The sequence below is a fragment of the Streptomyces sp. NPDC091972 genome (assembly GCF_044756385.1).
Taxonomy (GTDB): domain Bacteria; phylum Actinomycetota; class Actinomycetes; order Streptomycetales; family Streptomycetaceae; genus Streptomyces.
This window is the reverse complement of record NZ_JBIVSV010000002.1, coordinates 688,895-703,570: the sequence shown is the minus strand read 5'-3', so window position 1 is coordinate 703,570 and position 14,676 is coordinate 688,895. Positions and strand designations below refer to the sequence as shown.

General features: G+C 70.2%; 14 protein-coding genes and 1 pseudogene. 10 read left to right on the top strand and 5 right to left on the bottom strand.

Annotated features, from left to right (window positions below; genetic code table 11):
• Positions 1 to 15: 15 nt before the first annotated feature.
• The 3 genes and pseudogenes from ACIQJT_RS08410 to bcp form a co-directional block, all read right to left on the bottom strand.
• Positions 16 to 663, bottom strand: a pseudogene (locus ACIQJT_RS08410) (HNH endonuclease); the annotation flags it as partial.
• Positions 660 to 1,310 (bottom strand): HNH endonuclease signature motif containing protein, encoded by a 651-nt coding sequence (locus ACIQJT_RS08405; protein WP_402641047.1) that lies wholly within the window; start codon positions 1,308 to 1,310, stop codon positions 660 to 662. The gene ACIQJT_RS08405 and the pseudogene ACIQJT_RS08410, both read right to left, overlap by 4 nt.
• A gap of 132 nt (positions 1,311 to 1,442) precedes the next feature.
• Entirely contained in the window at positions 1,443 to 1,910 is a 468-nt protein-coding gene (bcp, locus tag ACIQJT_RS08400) for a thioredoxin-dependent thiol peroxidase (protein ID WP_365449777.1), read from the bottom strand.
• Between the two features lie 93 nt (positions 1,911 to 2,003).
• Between bcp and ACIQJT_RS08395 the strand changes: the two genes are divergently transcribed.
• The 3 genes from ACIQJT_RS08395 (at position 2,004) to ACIQJT_RS08385 (ending at position 3,218) form a co-directional block, all read left to right on the top strand.
• Positions 2,004 to 2,333, top strand: coding sequence for a DUF3618 domain-containing protein (locus ACIQJT_RS08395; RefSeq protein WP_365449778.1), 330 nt, complete (start codon positions 2,004 to 2,006; stop codon positions 2,331 to 2,333).
• Positions 2,334 to 2,377: 44 nt separating this feature from the next.
• Positions 2,378 to 2,728, top strand: a complete 351-nt coding sequence (locus tag ACIQJT_RS08390) for a GroES family chaperonin (RefSeq protein ID WP_402641043.1) — start codon at positions 2,378 to 2,380, stop codon at positions 2,726 to 2,728.
• A gap of 169 nt (positions 2,729 to 2,897) precedes the next feature.
• Positions 2,898 to 3,218 carry a multidrug efflux SMR transporter gene (locus tag ACIQJT_RS08385; RefSeq protein ID WP_053848580.1) on the top strand — a complete coding sequence of 107 codons (321 nt, stop codon included), beginning with the start codon at positions 2,898 to 2,900 and terminating at the stop codon, positions 3,216 to 3,218.
• A 7-nt stretch (positions 3,219 to 3,225) separates the two neighbouring features.
• Here the strand turns inward: ACIQJT_RS08385 and ACIQJT_RS08380 are convergent, their stop codons facing one another.
• Complete coding sequence (locus ACIQJT_RS08380; RefSeq protein ID WP_402641040.1) at positions 3,226 to 5,634, bottom strand: transglycosylase domain-containing protein; 2,409 nt, start codon at positions 5,632 to 5,634, stop codon at positions 3,226 to 3,228.
• Positions 5,635 to 5,836: 202 nt separating this feature from the next.
• Between ACIQJT_RS08380 and ACIQJT_RS08375 the strand changes: the two genes are divergently transcribed.
• The 4 genes from ACIQJT_RS08375 to ACIQJT_RS08360 are packed head-to-tail and all read left to right on the top strand — an operon-like array spanning position 5,837 to position 9,195.
• Positions 5,837 to 6,637 carry an ABC-2 family transporter protein gene (locus tag ACIQJT_RS08375; RefSeq protein WP_365449784.1) on the top strand — a complete coding sequence of 267 codons (801 nt, stop codon included), beginning with the start codon at positions 5,837 to 5,839 and terminating at the stop codon, positions 6,635 to 6,637.
• Positions 6,630 to 7,451: an ABC transporter permease gene (locus ACIQJT_RS08370; RefSeq protein WP_402641035.1), complete on the top strand. Its 822-nt coding sequence runs from the start codon at positions 6,630 to 6,632 to the stop codon at positions 7,449 to 7,451. Before ACIQJT_RS08375 ends, ACIQJT_RS08370 begins: the two co-directional genes overlap by 8 nt.
• 2 nt (positions 7,452 to 7,453) lie before the next feature.
• Positions 7,454 to 8,449, top strand: a complete 996-nt coding sequence (locus ACIQJT_RS08365) for an ATP-binding cassette domain-containing protein (protein WP_402641032.1) — start codon at positions 7,454 to 7,456, stop codon at positions 8,447 to 8,449.
• Positions 8,450 to 8,481: 32 nt separating this feature from the next.
• Positions 8,482 to 9,195 carry a DUF1707 domain-containing protein gene (locus ACIQJT_RS08360; RefSeq protein WP_402641029.1) on the top strand — a complete coding sequence of 238 codons (714 nt, stop codon included), beginning with the start codon at positions 8,482 to 8,484 and terminating at the stop codon, positions 9,193 to 9,195.
• 127 nt (positions 9,196 to 9,322) lie between these two features.
• On the opposite strand, the gene ACIQJT_RS08355 is transcribed toward ACIQJT_RS08360, so the two are convergent.
• Positions 9,323 to 10,657 (bottom strand): SGNH/GDSL hydrolase family protein, encoded by a 1,335-nt coding sequence (locus ACIQJT_RS08355; RefSeq protein WP_402641026.1) that lies wholly within the window; start codon positions 10,655 to 10,657, stop codon positions 9,323 to 9,325.
• A gap of 195 nt (positions 10,658 to 10,852) precedes the next feature.
• Here ACIQJT_RS08355 and ACIQJT_RS08350 point away from each other — a divergent pair, with 195 nt between their 5' ends.
• The 3 genes from ACIQJT_RS08350 (at position 10,853) to ACIQJT_RS08340 (ending at position 14,675) form a co-directional block, all read left to right on the top strand.
• Positions 10,853 to 12,229: a DUF445 domain-containing protein gene (locus ACIQJT_RS08350; protein ID WP_402641023.1), complete on the top strand. Its 1,377-nt coding sequence runs from the start codon at positions 10,853 to 10,855 to the stop codon at positions 12,227 to 12,229.
• A gap of 67 nt (positions 12,230 to 12,296) precedes the next feature.
• Positions 12,297 to 13,751, top strand: coding sequence for an MFS transporter (locus ACIQJT_RS08345; protein WP_365449796.1), 1,455 nt, complete (start codon positions 12,297 to 12,299; stop codon positions 13,749 to 13,751).
• Positions 13,752 to 14,303: 552 nt separating this feature from the next.
• Positions 14,304 to 14,675, top strand: coding sequence for a VOC family protein (locus ACIQJT_RS08340; protein WP_365449798.1), 372 nt, complete (start codon positions 14,304 to 14,306; stop codon positions 14,673 to 14,675).
• The last annotated feature ends 1 nt before the right edge of the window (position 14,676 follow it).

Genomic DNA, 14,676 nt, shown 5'->3' with positions numbered 1-14,676 from the left:
CATCGTACCGGGAGTCGCTCGTCGCCTTCCGCCGCCTCTGCACCAGGTGCTGGTGATCGCGTGACAGTTGGGGCACAACAGCCGCAAGTTCTCCCGCCGGTCGTCGCTCCAGTCGCCGTTGATGTGGTCGACCTCCAGCGTCATGGGCTTGCCCAGCCATTCGGGGCCGGTTCCGCAACAGACGCACTCCTCGGTCACGCCGACTTCCAGCAGCGCGCGGCGCAGTCGCTTGGTCGTTGTCCGGTGTGTGCCGTGGTGCCGGACCAGTACCTCCTCCGGGCGCTTGGCGTTCGCTGACGATTTGCCTCGTCGGTGGGCTTGCCCCAGGAAGTGCGAGGTCGCGATCTCATGCTCGGCGATCCACCGGCGCACCTGACTCCGTTGACTGCCATTTTCCGGGCGATCCAGTCGGCGCAGCACCTCCGCGAGGGAACTCGATTCGGCGACCGCTGCTCGCAGTTGGTGCTCTGAGGGGCGAGTCAGCCTCCCGCAGGGACGGAAGTGCGAGATGTCGATACCGAAGTGAGCGAAGCGCCTTACGAGGTAGCGACGGAGGCAGCCGTAGGGCCGGGTGCCGAAGAAGGTGATGACCTCGTCGATGTCGGAACATCGCACAGCGGCTTCGACCAGCCTTTCCCGGGTGTACCGCACGCCACTGCTCATGAGGCACGCGCCTTCCCGCGCCCGCGGTAACTGTCCGTCGTCGAGTGGCAGTTGGGGCACAGGAGCCGCAGGTTCTCGATCCGGTTGTTCCGCCAGTCGCCGTCGATGTGGTCGACCTCCAGCGGCAGCGGTTCGCCGAGCCACACCGACTCGATCCCACACAGGGCGCAGCGCTCCTCTGCGCCCAGCTCGCGCATCGCCCGCTTCAGACGGCTGCCCGGTACGCGCGTGGCATGCGCCGAGGTCTCCTCGACGAGGATCTCCTCAGCCGTCCGGCGGCGCTGGTTGCACCGCTGTCGCTCCGTACGGCGCACCGGCGTGAAGTGCGAGGTGTCGAGGCCGTACGCCTTGATTCGCCGGGAGATGTTCGTGTGGTGACCGCCGACCGGGTCGAGCCCCAGGTGCCGCAGGACCTCGTAGACGCTCGATGACCGAGCGACCACGGGCTCAAGGATCTCTCGAGTCCACTTGACCCCCTCCCGCTCGAAGTGCGAGACATCCACCCCGAGCTTCTGCATGCGCTCGTGGATGTACCGTCGCTTCCAACCTTTCGGGTCCACCCCCAGCCTCCCCAACGCCTCCGACAACGTCCGAGCCCCCCGAGCCGCCTCCTCCAGCCGCTCCCTGGTGTACGCACTGGCCCCCATCGGTCCCCCTCCGTCCTCGGCCACGCGTTCGTGGCCTCGTACGGAGTAACGAACCGTTTATCGGACAGTCACGCCCGGAACGTGGAGCGGCCCGCGCCGGGGGTCCGGTGCGGGCCGTTCGGAGGGGGAGGGTCAGATGCCCAGGTCCTTGATGATCTTCGCCACGTGGCCCGTCGCCCGGACGTTGTAGAGGGCGCGTTCGACCTTGCCCTCCTCGTCCACGACGATCGTGGAGCGGATGACGCCCATGTAGGTCTTGCCGTAGTTCTTCTTCTCGCCGTAGGCGCCGTAGGCCTCGGTGACGGTCTTCTCGGGGTCGGCGAGGAGGGTGACCCTGAGGGACTCCTTCTCGCGGAACTTCGCCAGCTTCTCCGGGGCGTCGGGGGAGATGCCGATGACGTCGTAGCCCGCGCCGGCCAGCACGTCCAGGTTGTCGGTGAAGTCGCAGGCCTGCTTCGTGCAGCCGGGGGTCAGGGCGGCCGGGTAGAAGTAGACGATGACCTTGCGGCCCTTGTGGTCGGACAGGGACACCTCGGTGCCGTCGGCGTCGGGCAGGGTGAAGGCGGGGGCCACGTCCCCGGGCTGGAGTCGCTCGCTCATTGGGTCAGCGTAACCGGGGGTCCTGACAGTGCGGTCGCGGGCGGAACTGACAGACTGTCCAGGACAAGTAGCAGCGACCCCGGAGGCTCTACCGTGGCGGACACGTCGGACATCAGAACCCCGGCGCAGATCGAGGCGGACATCAAGCGCCGCCGCGAGGTGCTGGCAGAGACGCTCGACGAGATCGGGGTGCGGGTGCACCCGAAGACGATCGTCGGCGACGCCAAGGCCAAAGTCGTCTCCAACATCGACCACACGCTCGGGCGGGCGTACGTCTCCGTGAACAAGGCCGTGACGGACGTGAAGGCCCAGTTCGTGGACGAGGACGGGGCACCCCGTCTGGAGCGCGTCCTGCCCGTCGCCCTCGTCGCCGTGGGACTCGTGGGGCTGCTCGCCCTGGGCGCCCGGCGCCGCAAGGGCTGACCCGGCCGCGTACACGGGCGTCGAGGACAGGTAGGTTCAGTGGCGTGAGCGCCAAGAGAAACGACACCACGCACGACAAGCTGCCCATCCGGATGCTGCACGACCGCGTGCTCGTGCGGCAGGAGAACAGTGAGGGCGAGCGGCGGTCGGGTGGCGGCATCCTCATTCCCGCCACCGCGGCCGTCGGACGCCGGCTGGCCTGGGCTGAGGTCGTCGCGGTGGGGCAGAACGTACGGACCGTGGAACCGGGCGACCGGGTGCTGTACGACCCCGAGGACCGGGCCGAGGTCGAGGTGCGTGGGACGGGTTACGTCCTCATGCGTGAGCGTGATCTGCACGCCGTGGCGGCCGACCGGTTCGAGGGGTCCGAGGACTCGACGGGCCTGTACCTCTGAATCAGCGGTTCAGAAGGGCTGGTGACCATCGTCACCAGCCCTTTTTGTCGTTCCTTTGCTAGTTTTGAAAGTGCCAGCCCGACGAGACGCGCCGTACCGGGACTGCCGTGGAGACATCGGAAAAGACGACGCACCCGCTGTCGGAGTTCGTTTCCCGGAGGTGTCCGTCATGGCCTGGGTCCTGCTCGTCGTCGCCGGTCTGCTCGAGGTCGGCTGGTCGATCGGCATGAAGTACTCGGAGGGCTTCACCCGGCCGGTGCCGAGCCTGCTCACCGGCGCCGGGATCGTCGCGAGCATGGTCCTGCTGTCGTACGCGGCCAAGTCCCTTCCCATCGGTACCGCCTACGGCGTCTGGGTCGGGATCGGCGCGGCCGGGGCGGCGGTGCTCGGCATGGTGGTGCTGGGGGAGCCGGTCACCGCCGCGCGGATCTTCTTCGTGTGCCTGCTGCTGGTCGCCGTGGTGGGGCTGAAGGCGACCTCGGGTCACTGAGGCGCGGTCACTCCCGGCGGCTCGTGGTCAGCAGGTTCTGGCCGCCCGTCGCCCCGCCGCTCGGCGAGTCGCCTGTCGTGCCTCCGGTGGCGTCGCCCGTGGTGCCGCCGTCGGTCGTGCCGCCCCCGGTGGAGGTGTCCCCGGTGGTCCCGCCCGTCGTCGTGCCGCCGTCGGTCGTGGTGCCGCCGTCGGCCCCGCCCGTGGTGTCGCCGCCGGCGGCGCCGCCGTTGTCCTGGCCCTCGGTCTGGCCCTGGGACTGGCCCTCGCTCTGCCCCTCGGTCTGGCCCTCGGTGCCCTGGCCGCCGGTGGTGTCGCCCGTGGTGCCGGCGTCGCCCTGGCCGCCCGTGGTCGGGTCGACGGGGGCCTGGGTGCTCGGGGCCCGCTGCTCGGCGCCCGCCTGGAGCTGGAGGTCGAAGTCGCCGACCGGCTTCCCCTTGAGGGCGTCCTTGGTGTACTGCGCCCAGATCTCGGCGGGCGGCCCGCCGCCGTTGACGCGTTCCAGGCCCATCGCGCCGTACAGCGACTTGTGCGCGGCGGTCACCGGGTCCTGGCCCATGACGGAGACGACGGTGGCGAGTTCGGGGGTGTAGCCGGCGAACCAGGCCGCGGTGTCCTCCTCGGCGGTGCCGGTCTTGCCCGCGGCGGGGCGGCCGGCGCCCTGGGCGGCGGTGGCGGTGCCGTTCTCGACGACGCTCTGGAGGATCGAGGTGGTGGTGTCGGCGGCCTCGCGGCTGACGGCCTGCTTGGTGCGCTGCTTCGGCAGCTCGACGGTCGCCTCGCCGTCCTTGGTGATCTTGTCGATCATCGTGTAGGTGCCGTGCCGGCCGTGGTTGGCGAGGGTGGCGTAGGCCTCCGCCATGTCGAGGACGCTCGCGGTGTTGACGCCGAGCGCGATGGAGGGGGACGCGGTCAGGTCCGGGGTGTCGGCGGGGATGCCCAGGTCGATCGCGGTCTGCTTGACCTTGTCGGAGCCGACGTCGACGGCCATCTGCGCGTACACCGAGTTGACGGACTTGTCGGTGGCCTCGCGGACGGTGATCTCGCCGTAGGAGCCCTGGTCCTCGTTCTCCGGGGCGTAGGAGCCGCCGCTCCACCCGACGACGGGGCGCTTGTTGGTGCCGTCGTAGTAGGTGTTGGGGGTGATGAGCCGGCCGTCCTGGGTCTCGGAGTGGTTCTGGACGGCCGAGGCGAACACGATCGGCTTGAAGATGGAGCCGACCTGGAAGTCACCGCGGGTCGCGCCGTTGGTGTACTGCTTGACGTAGTCGATGCCGCCGTACATCGCGACGACCCGGCCGGTCTTCGGGTCGACGGAGGCGCCGCCCGCGCGGACGTAGTTGTCGACCTTGTTGTTCTTCTTGTCGAGCTTCTTCATCACCTGGTCGTTCACCGCCTTCACGAAGGCGTCCTGCTTGCTCTTGTCCAGCGTGGTGGTGATGCGGTAGCCGCCCGCCTCCAGCTGCTCGGCGGTGACGATCTTGTTGGTGGTGAGGTAGTCCTTGATCGCCTGGACGATGTAGCCGCGCTGCCCGGACAGGCCGGTGGAGACGGTCTGCTCCTTGGGCATCGGGAACTTCAGCCCGGTGCGCTCGGACTGGTCCAGCCAGCCCTTCTTGACCATGCCGTCCAGGACGTAGTTCCAGCGGGCCTCGGCGGCGGCCTTGTTCTCGGGGTGGGCGACGACGTCGTACTCGCTGGGCGCGTTGACCAGCGCGGCGAGGTAGGCGGCGTGGGCCGGGTCGAGGTCGACGGCGTCCTTGCCGTAGTAGGCCTGGGCGGCGGCTTGGATGCCGTAGGCGTTGCGGCCGAAGTAGCTGGTGTTGAGGTAGCCCTCGAGGATCCGGTCCTTGGACTGGGTGCGGTCCAGCTTGATCGAGATGAAGAACTCCTTCACCTTGCGGGTGACGGTCTGCTCCTGGGCCAGGTAGTAGTTCTTCACGTACTGCTGGGTGATCGTCGAGCCGGACTGCTTGCCCTTGCCGGTGGCGGTGTTCCAGCCGGCCCGGAGCATGGCCTTCGGGTCGATCGCGGACTCGCTGTAGAAGTCGCGGTCCTCGGCGGCCAGCACGGCGTGCTGGGCGTCCTTGGAGACCTGCGAGAGGGAGACGTTCTCGCGGTTGACCTCGCCGTCGCGGGCGAGCTGGCTGCCGTCGGCGTAGAGGTAGACGTTGGACTGCTTGATGGCGAGCGCGTTGGCCGGCGGGATCTTGACCATGGAGTAGCCGAGGAAGAACAGGCCGGCCAGGGCGATCAGTCCGAGGACGAAGGTGCCCAGCACCATGCGCCAGGTCGGGACCAGCCGTCGCCAGCCGGTCCGCCTGGGCCGCTTGGCCTTCTTCTTCCCGTCGGGCTCTTCAGCCGCCTGCGGGTCTGTCGGTGCCCAGCCCTCGGTCGGCTGCTGCGGCTGGTCGCTCATCTCGTGCACGGACTCCTGTTTCGCGTCGTACGTTCCCGTACGACCTCGTACGCCTTCTGCGTCCCCTGTTGAAGACTCTCGCACCCTGCGTTCCGTTCCCGGATATGGCGCGCGTCTCGCCCGGAAAATGAGTGGCACGCCCCGTCACCTGCGCACTAGGCTCCTGCGCTTCGGTGTCCGCGGGCCGAGGAGGGCTGTCGATGTGGGTTCCTGGCGGTTGTACGCGACCGTCGCGGCAGGGGGATTCCGACGATACGCGACATATCGCGCGGCCACGTTCGCGGGGGTGTTCACCAACACCGTTTTCGGTGTGATCCTCGTCTACACGTATCTCGCGCTGTGGGACGAGAAACCCCATCTGGGCGGCTACGACCAGGCGCAGGCCGTCACCTACGTGTGGCTGGGGCAGTGCCTCTACTCGACGCTGGCCCTCCAGGGCGGCGGCGCCGAGAAGGACGTGATCGAGCGGATCCGCACGGGTGAGATCGCCGTCGACCTGTACCGCCCGGCCGACCTCCAACTGTGGTGGCTGGCGAGCGACTTGGGGCGCTCGCTGTTCCAGCTGCTGGGCCGCGGGGTGATCCCCTTCGCCTTCGGCGCGCTGTTCTTCCCGATGGCGCTGCCCACCGATGTCACGTCCTGGGCGGCCCTGTTCGTGGCGCTGCTGCTCGCGATGGTCGTCAGCTTCGGGATCCGCTATCTCGCGGCGCTGAGCGTGTTCTGGCTGATGGACGGCATGGGTGTCATGCAGGCCGTGATGATCACGGGAGTCTTCTGCTCCGGCATAGTGTTCCCGCTCAACGCCTTCCCCGGGGTGCTCGGCGACATCGTGCGGGCGCTGCCGTGGGCGGCGCAGCTCCAGGTGCCGGCGGACGTCCTGATGGGGGAGGCCGACCCGCTCGGCGCGTACGCCTTCCAGGCGACCTGGGCGGTGGTCCTGCTGGGGGCCGGGCGGCTGCTCCAGTCGGCGGCGACCCGGCGGGTGGTGGTGCAGGGTGGCTGAGACGTCCCGCCTGGCCGACGGGGTGCGGGCCTACCGGCTGATCGCCGGCATGTGGGTGCGGTCCGCGATGACCTACCGCACCTCCTTCGTCGTCACGATGTGCGGCAACCTGCTGATGACCGGCCTCGACTTCGCCGGGATCCTGCTGATGTTCTCGCAGGTCGACTCGCTGGGCGGCTGGGGGCTCCCCGAGATCGCCTTCCTCTACGGCCTCTCGGTGACCGCCTTCGGCGTCGCCGACCTGGTGCTCGGCTCGATGGACGTGCTGGGCTCCCGGATCCGCGACGGTTCCTTCGACATCCTGCTGGTGCGGCCGGCGCCGGTGCTCGCGCAGATCGGCGCGGACCGGTTCGCGGTGCGCCGCCTGGGCCGGATCGTCCAGGGCACGGTGGTGCTGGTGTGGGCGCTGGCCGCGGTGGACGTCGACTGGAGCGCGGCGAAGGTCCTGCTGGTGCCGGTGATGGTGGTCAGCGGCGCGGTGATCTTCTGCGCGGTGTTCGTGGCGGGCGCGGCCTTCCAGATCTTCGCGCAGGACGCCTCCGAGGTGCAGAACGCGTTCACGTACGGCGGTACGACCCTGCTCCAGTACCCGCCGACGGTGTTCGGGAAGGACTTCGTGCGCGGGGTGACGTTCATGCTGCCCCTCGCCTTCGTCAACTGGGTGCCGGCCTCCTACGTGCTGGACCGGCCGTACCCGCTGGAGCTGCCGCACTGGGCGGCCTTCACGCCGCCGCTGGTGGCGGTGGTGTGCTGTGCCCTGGCCGGGCTGGCCTGGCGGGCCGGGCTCGGGTCGTACCGGAGTACGGGGAGTTAGCGATGGACGTGGAGATGGACGTGGCGCAGGAGGCCTTCATCGAACTCGACCGTGTCGAGAAGGTCTTCGACGTGCGCAAGAAGACCGGATTCCTGAAACGGGAGCGGCGCCGGGTGCGGGCGGTCGACTCGATCTCCTTCACCGTGGCGCGCGGCGAGATGGTCGGGTACATCGGCCCGAACGGCGCCGGCAAGTCGACGACGATCAAGATGCTGACGGGCATCCTGACCCCGTCGGGCGGCCGCCTGCGGGTGGCGGGCATCGATCCGTCCCGGGAGAGGACGAGGCTCGCGCACCGCATCGGCGTGGTCTTCGGCCAGCGCACGACCCTGTGGTGGGACCTCCCGCTGATCGACTCCTACAAGCTGATGCACCGCATGTACCGCATCCCGGACGCCCGTTACCGCGAGAACCTCGACCGCTGTGTCGAACTCCTCGAACTGGCCGACCTGTTGGACGTGCCGGTGCGCCAACTGTCGCTGGGCCAGCGGATGCGGGGCGACATCGCGGCGGCGCTGCTGCACGACCCCGAGGTGCTGTACCTGGATGAGCCGACCATCGGACTCGACGTCATCTCCAAGGCCAAGGTGCGGGGGTTCCTGCGGGAGTTGAACGCCGAGCGCGGCACGACGGTCCTGCTGACCACCCACGACCTCCAGGACATCGAGCAGCTCTGCTCGCGCGTGATGGTCATCGACCACGGGCGCCTGATGTACGACGGCCCGCTCACCGGCCTCCACGAGGTGGGCGAGAGCGAGCGGACCCTGGTGGTGGACCTGGAGCGGGAGTTGCCGCCGATCGAGGCGGCACCCGCGCGCGTGGTGAGGGTGGAGGGGCCACGGCAGTGGCTGGCCTTCCCGGCGTCCGAGTCGGCGGCGGCGCTGGTGGCGCGGGTCGCGGCGGAGTACCCGCTGGTGGACCTGTCGGTGCGGGAGCCGGACATCGAGGCGGTGATCGCGAAGATGTACGCGGGAGAAGCGGAGCAAGCGGTGTCGTAGCCGTGCGGTGAGGTACCTCGTAGGCTGCTCGTATGACGGAGGAACTCCCGGAGCTGCGTGCTTCCGACGCCGATCGTGAGCGAGTCGCCGAGGTCCTGCGGGACGCCCTCGCGGAGGGCCGGCTCGACATGGAGGAGTTCGGCGAGCGGCTGGAGGCGACCTACAAGGCGCGGACCTACGGCGAGCTCGCGCCGATCACCCGTGACCTGCCGGTCGGACAGGTGGCCGCTCCCAAGGTCGACATGGTGAAGGGGCCCGAGGGCGACGGGAGTTGGGCGTCCCGGATCGTCGGCGGCGAGGGTTCCTCGACATGGGCCGTCGCCGTGATGTCCGGGTTCCAGCGCAAGGGGCGGTGGACCGTGCCCCGGCGGTTCAACTGCTTCGCCTTCTGGGGCGGCGGGGAGATCGATCTGCGGGAGGCGAACTTCGCCGCCGGTGAGGTCGAGATCAACTGCGTCGCGATCATGGGCGGGATGCAGGTGGTCGTGCCGCCGGGGGTCGAGGTCGTGGTGCGCGGGATCGGGATCATGGGCGGGTTCGACCAGCGCGAGGAGGGGGTGCCGGGAGAGCCCGGGGCGCCTCGCGTGATCGTGACCGGGTTCGCGTTCTGGGGCGGGGTCGGGGTCGAGCGCAAGCTCAGGAAGGCCGACCGGCAGCGGCTGCGGGAGGAGCGGCGGCGGGAGCGTGTGGAGCGCCGGGAGGTCGCGCGCGAGCTGAGGGAGGGGCGCGGGCGGGGGGAGGGCTGAGCGGTTCGTCGGCGGGTGCGGGTGCGTTGTGGCCGGTCGCGCAGCTCCCCGCGCCCCTGAGAGCCCTCACCTGATCGCCCCTTCAGGGGCGCGGGGAACTGCGCGACCGGCCCCCACCGGTCCGCGCCTACAGTCGTGCCGCCGTTGACCCGTTCAACAGCCGCAGGTCGAAGGAGTACGCCATCCGCTCGTACCCCCTGTCGTTGGGGTGCAGCCGGTCTCCCGAGTCGTAGATCGCGCGGAGGCTGCGGGGGTCGTAGGGATCCCGCAGCGCCCGGTCGAAGTCGATCACCGCGTCGTACACCCGGCCCGAGCGGATCTCCGCGTTGACCCTCTGGCGGACGCCCTCGCGGGCCTCGGTCCAGGTGGAGCGCTCACCGACGGGCATGAGGGTCGCGCCGACCACCTTGATGCCGCGCGCGTGGGCCTGGCGGACCAGGTCGCGCAGGCCGGCGAGGAGCTGCCGGGGGTCGACGGTGCCCGGGGTGCGGAGGATGTCGTTGATGCCGAGGTCGACGACCACGATCCTGACGTTGGGGCGGTCGAGCACGTCCCGCCGGAAGCGCCGGACGCCGGCCTGGTTCTCCCCGGGGCGGCCGCGGGCGTCCGCGAGGACCCGGTTGCCGCCGATGCCCTCGTTGACGACGCTGTAGCGGGGCAGGTCCCGGCCGGCGGCGAGCGCGGTGCGCAGGCGCCGGTTCAGGAAGTCCGGCCAGCGGGCGTTCGCGTCGGCGGTGGAGTTCTTGCCGTCGGTCAGCGAGTCGCCGAAGGCGACCACCGTGCCGTCGGCCTCGTCGCTGAGCACGTCCACCGCGGTGAGGTACCGCCAGTGGTCGACCTGCTCCGTGTACCCGGTCCCGGTCTCGTCCTCGGTGAGGTCGCCGGGACCGGCGTACGAGGTCTGGCGGGCGGTCGGGTGGTAGGTGACCGGACCGGACAGCACGGGGGAGTAGGTGGTGACGAGGAGGTCGCCGCCGGCCGGGACGGCGAGGGCGACGGCATCGCTGAGCACCTGCGAGCCGGCGGCGACGACGACCTTGGTGTCGCCGGCGAAGGTGAGCCGCCGCGTGCTCCCCGCCTGTGCCGCGGCGGTCCTCGGACCGGCGGCGAGGGCGAGGGAGGCGTGCGTGACGGTCAGCGGGGTCCGGCCGTAGAGATTGGACAGCGTGATGCGGGCACTCGTACCGCCGACGCTGGTGTGGACGACGTTGCGGACGGAGCGGCCCGTCATGCCCTCGGCGAGGGTGCCGGGCTCGGCGCCGACCGGGGCGGCGGACCAGGTGCCGACCCAGACTCCGGCGGAGGCGGGCGCGGCGGACGGGCGGACGGGCCGGGAGCCGGACAGCGAGGTCCGGTCCGCGGTGCCGGTGCCGGCCGCCACCGAGACGTAGACGGCGGTGGACAGGGCCACGATCAGGGCGACGATCGAGGCGAGCAGGGCGTAACCATGACGCCGAGTCATGTGGTGCTGTTCTCCTAGGGCGATGGGAGCCCGAGGCTCCGATCTGATCAACTCATGATGCGGCATGCACCTGAGGAGAAGCGACGAGACCCCCGCCGGTTCCCCCGTCCGGACCGACACCGGGAACTCCTGTTCTGTTCCGGGAGTAGGTCAGGAAGGGACAATGTGTGAGGGATCACCGAACGGGTGGAGCGGATGGAACGCACGAAACCTGAGGAAGCGGAACCGTCGGACGCGGAGCGGCAGGCCCCGGAGCGCGGGGCCGTGACGTCCACGAGCCGGGCCGCCCCCGCGTCGCCCGTCCGTGCGATGAACACCTTCAGCGAGGCGGACCTGGAGAAGCAGCGCGGGGTCCGGCGCATGAAGCTCACCGCGACCGGACTGCTGCTGTTCGTGGCCGTCGTGTACGTCCTCGCCACCTGGGCGCACCACGCGTGGGCGGGTTCCTGGGCCGGCTATGTCGCCGCGGCCGCCGAGGCCGGCATGGTCGGCGCGCTCGCCGACTGGTTCGCGGTCACCGCGCTCTTCCGCCACCCCCTCGGCCTGCCCATCCCGCACACCGCGATCATCCCCACCAAGAAGGACCAGTTGGGGGTGTCCCTGGGCGAGTTCGTCGGCGAGAACTTCCTCTCGGAGGACGTCGTACGACAGCGCCTGCGTGCCGTGGGGATCGGCAGCCGGCTGGGCGCCTGGCTGGCCGAGCCCGAGCACGCCGACCGGGTCACGGCGGAGCTGTCGGCGGCGCTGCGGGGCGCCCTGACCGTCCTCAGGGACTCCGACGTGCAGGCCGTGGTCGGCGAGGCGATCACCCGGCGGGCCGACGCCCAGGAGATCGCGCCCGGCATCGGCAAGATGCTGGACAAGGTCGTCGCGGACGGCGGGCACCGGCGGGTCGTCGACCTGGTGGTGGCCCGCGCCCACGACTGGCTCGTGCTCCACGACGAACAGGTCATGGACGCGGTGCAGGGGGGCGCGCCCGGCTGGACCCCGCGGTTCGTCGACAAGAAGGTCGGCGAACGGGTCTACAAGGAGCTGCTGCGGTTCGTGACCGAGATGCGGGACATGCCGACCCATCCCGCGCGCGGAGCCCTGGACCGGTTCCTGACGGACTTCGCCTCCGACCTCCAGTCCGACACGGACACGCGTGCGCGTGTCGAGCGGCTCAAGGGCGAGGTGCTGGGCCGCGGCGAGGTGCAGGACCTCATCGCGTCCGCCTGGACCGCCGTACGGTCCATGATCGTCTCCGCCGCCGAGGACGAGCGCAGCGAACTGCGGCTGCGGGTGCGGGCGTCGCTGCTGTCGCTCGGGGCGCGGATGGCCGTCGACCCCAAGGTGCAGGCGAAGGTCGACGGCTGGGTGGAAGGGGCCGCGGTGTACGTGGTCACCACCTACCGGCGGGAGATCACCTCCCTGATCACCGACACCGTGGCCGGCTGGGACGCCGAGCACACCACGCGGAAGATCGAGGCCCACATCGGCCGCGATCTGCAGTTCATCCGGATCAACGGCACGGTGGTGGGATCGCTCGCGGGACTGTTGATCTACACCGTGTCGCGGGCGCTGGGGGCGTAGCCGGGCAGGTCGGGGGCACCCGGGTGGGGTTCGTTCGAGGATCGCTCGACGAGGAGGGAGCCCGTCCGTGACCACAGCCCAGGCCGATACCGGCCGCACCGTGACGACCAACATCCCCGCCAGACTCGACCGGCTTCCCTGGTCGCGCTGGCACTGGACCATCGTCATCGGACTCGGCACCGTGTGGATCCTCGACGGCCTGGAGGTCACGGTCGTCGGCAACATCGCGAGCCGGCTCTCGGAGCCCGGCAGCGGGCTGTCCATCTCCTCCGGACAGGTCACCGGTATCGCCGCGGCGCTGTACGTGGCCGGGGCGTGCCTGGGGGCGCTGTTCTGGGGGCGGCTCACCGACAAGTGGGGCCGCAAGAAGCTGTTCATGATCACGCTGGCGGTGTACCTGGCGGCCACGGCGCTGACGGCGGTGTCCTTCGACTCCTGGTGGTTCTTCCTGTTCCGGTTCCTGACCGGGTTCGGCATCGGCGGGGAGTACGCGGCGATCAACTCCGCGATCGACGAGCTGATCCCGGCGCAGTACCGGGGCCGGGTCGACCTGATGATCAACGGCAGTTTCTGGCTGGGGGCGGTGGGGGGTTCCCTGCTGTCGATCGTCGCGCTGAACACGGACATCTTCGCCAAGGACGTGGGCTGGCGGCTGACGTTCGCGCTGGGCGCGGTGCTGGCACTCGTGATCCTCCTCGTACGGCGGCACGTGCCCGAGAGTCCGCGGTGGCTGCTGATCCACGGCCAGGACGAGGAGGCGGAGCGGATCGTCTCGTCGATCGAGGAGAAGGTGGAGGCGGAGCGGGGGTCCGCGCTGCCGCGGGCCGAGGGTGAGCTCACGATCCACCAGCGCCGCAGTGTGACGTTCGTCGAGATCGCGCGGACGGTGTTCTCGGACTACCGGCGCCGGTCGGTGCTGGGGTTCTCGCTCTTCATCGGCCAGGCCTTCCTGTACAACGCGATCACCTTCGGGTTCGGGGCGATCCTCACCACGTTCTTCGACGTGCCGACGGGGGACACCGGGTACTACTTCGCGGTCATCGCGATCGGCAACTTCTGCGGGCCGCTGCTGCTGGGCAAGCTGTTCGACACGGTCGGGCGGCGGGTGATGATCTCGTCCACGTATCTGCTGTCCGGGCTGCTGCTGTTCGGGACGGCGTGGCTGTTCGACCGGGGTTCCCTGAGCGCGGGCACGCTGACGGCCTGCTGGTGCGCGGTGCTGTTCTTCGCATCGGCGGGGGCGTCCAGCGCCTACCTCACGGTGTCCGAGGTGTTCCCGATGGAGACGCGGGCCATGTCGATCGCGTTCTTCTACGCGCTGGGCACGGCGGCGGGGGGTATCAGCGGGCCGCTGCTGTTCGCCGACCTGACAAGCACGGGGAAGGTGGGGGACACGGTGCTGGCCTTCCAGATCGGGGCGGGGCTGATGTGTGCGGCCGGTCTGGTGGCGGCGTTTCTGGCGGTGCGGGCGGAGGGGCGGTCGTTGGAGGACATTGCCAAGCCGCTTACTGCTGCGGCGTGAGGTGTGGGTGCGGCTGGGTGGGGGCGGGCGTTGTGCGCAGTTCCCCGCGCCCCTGAGATGCCTGCGGCGGCCCGTCGCTGTCCGGTGGGGGCTGGTGTAGCGCATACGGCTCGGTGGGTGGGTCGGTGCCGGGGTGGGGGGTATCCGTCCTCGGTCCGGCGGCTCGGCCCCTTGAGCAGTTCCCTGTAACGGACGCCGGCCGCTGCGGGCGGACACCCCCCACCCCGTCCCCTGCGCGCCGTACGCGTCTGCACGAGCGTCCACATGACCCACTTAGGGGCGCGGGGAACTGCGCGACCAGCCACGACGGACCCGCAGTCGCCCGACGACGTTCCGCGGGGCGCGATAGGGCGTCCGGTCCGTCGTGGCGCAGGGGACGGCACCCACCCAGGGGCGCGGGGAACTGCGCGACCAGCCCCCACCTTCCCGCACTCGCCCCACAACCGAACCCGGCATCCCCCTGTGCCCGCAGCCGCCTACGGCGTTCCGCGGCACCCCCATCCGTGCAAGGCTGGCGTCGAAGTCGGGGGCGTCAAAGAAGGAGCCGTGTTCGTGAGCATTCGCAGGATCATGCCCGACGTCCACGTCGAGTCCGGCGCGGCTCTGACCGCCAACCGTGACTTCTACGGCCTGCTCGGCTTCGAGGAGGTCATGGACATGGGGTGGGTCGTGACGATGGCCTCGCCCGCGAACCCGACCGCCCAGATCAGCTTCCTCACCGAGGAGCGCACCGCGCCCGTCGTCCCCGACCTGAGCGTCGAGGTCGAGGACGTCGACGCCGTGTACGCGCAGGTCGTGGCGTCGGGCGCGGAGGTCGTACGGGAGCTGCGGGACGAGGAGTGGGGCGTACGGCGCTTCTTCGTCCGGGACCCGAACGGCCGGGTCGTGAACGTACTGACCCACCGGGCCGGGGGAGACCGGTGAG

What these genes read in the sequence shown, in the direction of transcription:
- ACIQJT_RS08355 (WP_402641026.1), bottom strand. Translation starts at nt 10,657, where the DNA reads ATGACTCGGCGTCATGGTTACGCCCTGCTCGCCTCGATCGTCGCCCTG.
- bcp (WP_365449777.1), bottom strand. Translation starts at nt 1,910, where the DNA reads ATGAGCGAGCGACTCCAGCCCGGGGACGTGGCCCCCGCCTTCACCCTG.
- ACIQJT_RS08360 (WP_402641029.1), top strand. Translation starts at nt 8,482, where the DNA reads ATGACGGAGGAACTCCCGGAGCTGCGTGCTTCCGACGCCGATCGTGAG.
- ACIQJT_RS08405 (WP_402641047.1), bottom strand. Translation starts at nt 1,310, where the DNA reads ATGGGGGCCAGTGCGTACACCAGGGAGCGGCTGGAGGAGGCGGCTCGG.
- ACIQJT_RS08380 (WP_402641040.1), bottom strand. Translation starts at nt 5,634, where the DNA reads ATGAGCGACCAGCCGCAGCAGCCGACCGAGGGCTGGGCACCGACAGAC.
- ACIQJT_RS08350 (WP_402641023.1), top strand. Translation starts at nt 10,853, where the DNA reads ATGGAACGCACGAAACCTGAGGAAGCGGAACCGTCGGACGCGGAGCGG.
- ACIQJT_RS08385 (WP_053848580.1), top strand. Translation starts at nt 2,898, where the DNA reads ATGGCCTGGGTCCTGCTCGTCGTCGCCGGTCTGCTCGAGGTCGGCTGG.
- ACIQJT_RS08365 (WP_402641032.1), top strand. Translation starts at nt 7,454, where the DNA reads ATGGACGTGGAGATGGACGTGGCGCAGGAGGCCTTCATCGAACTCGAC.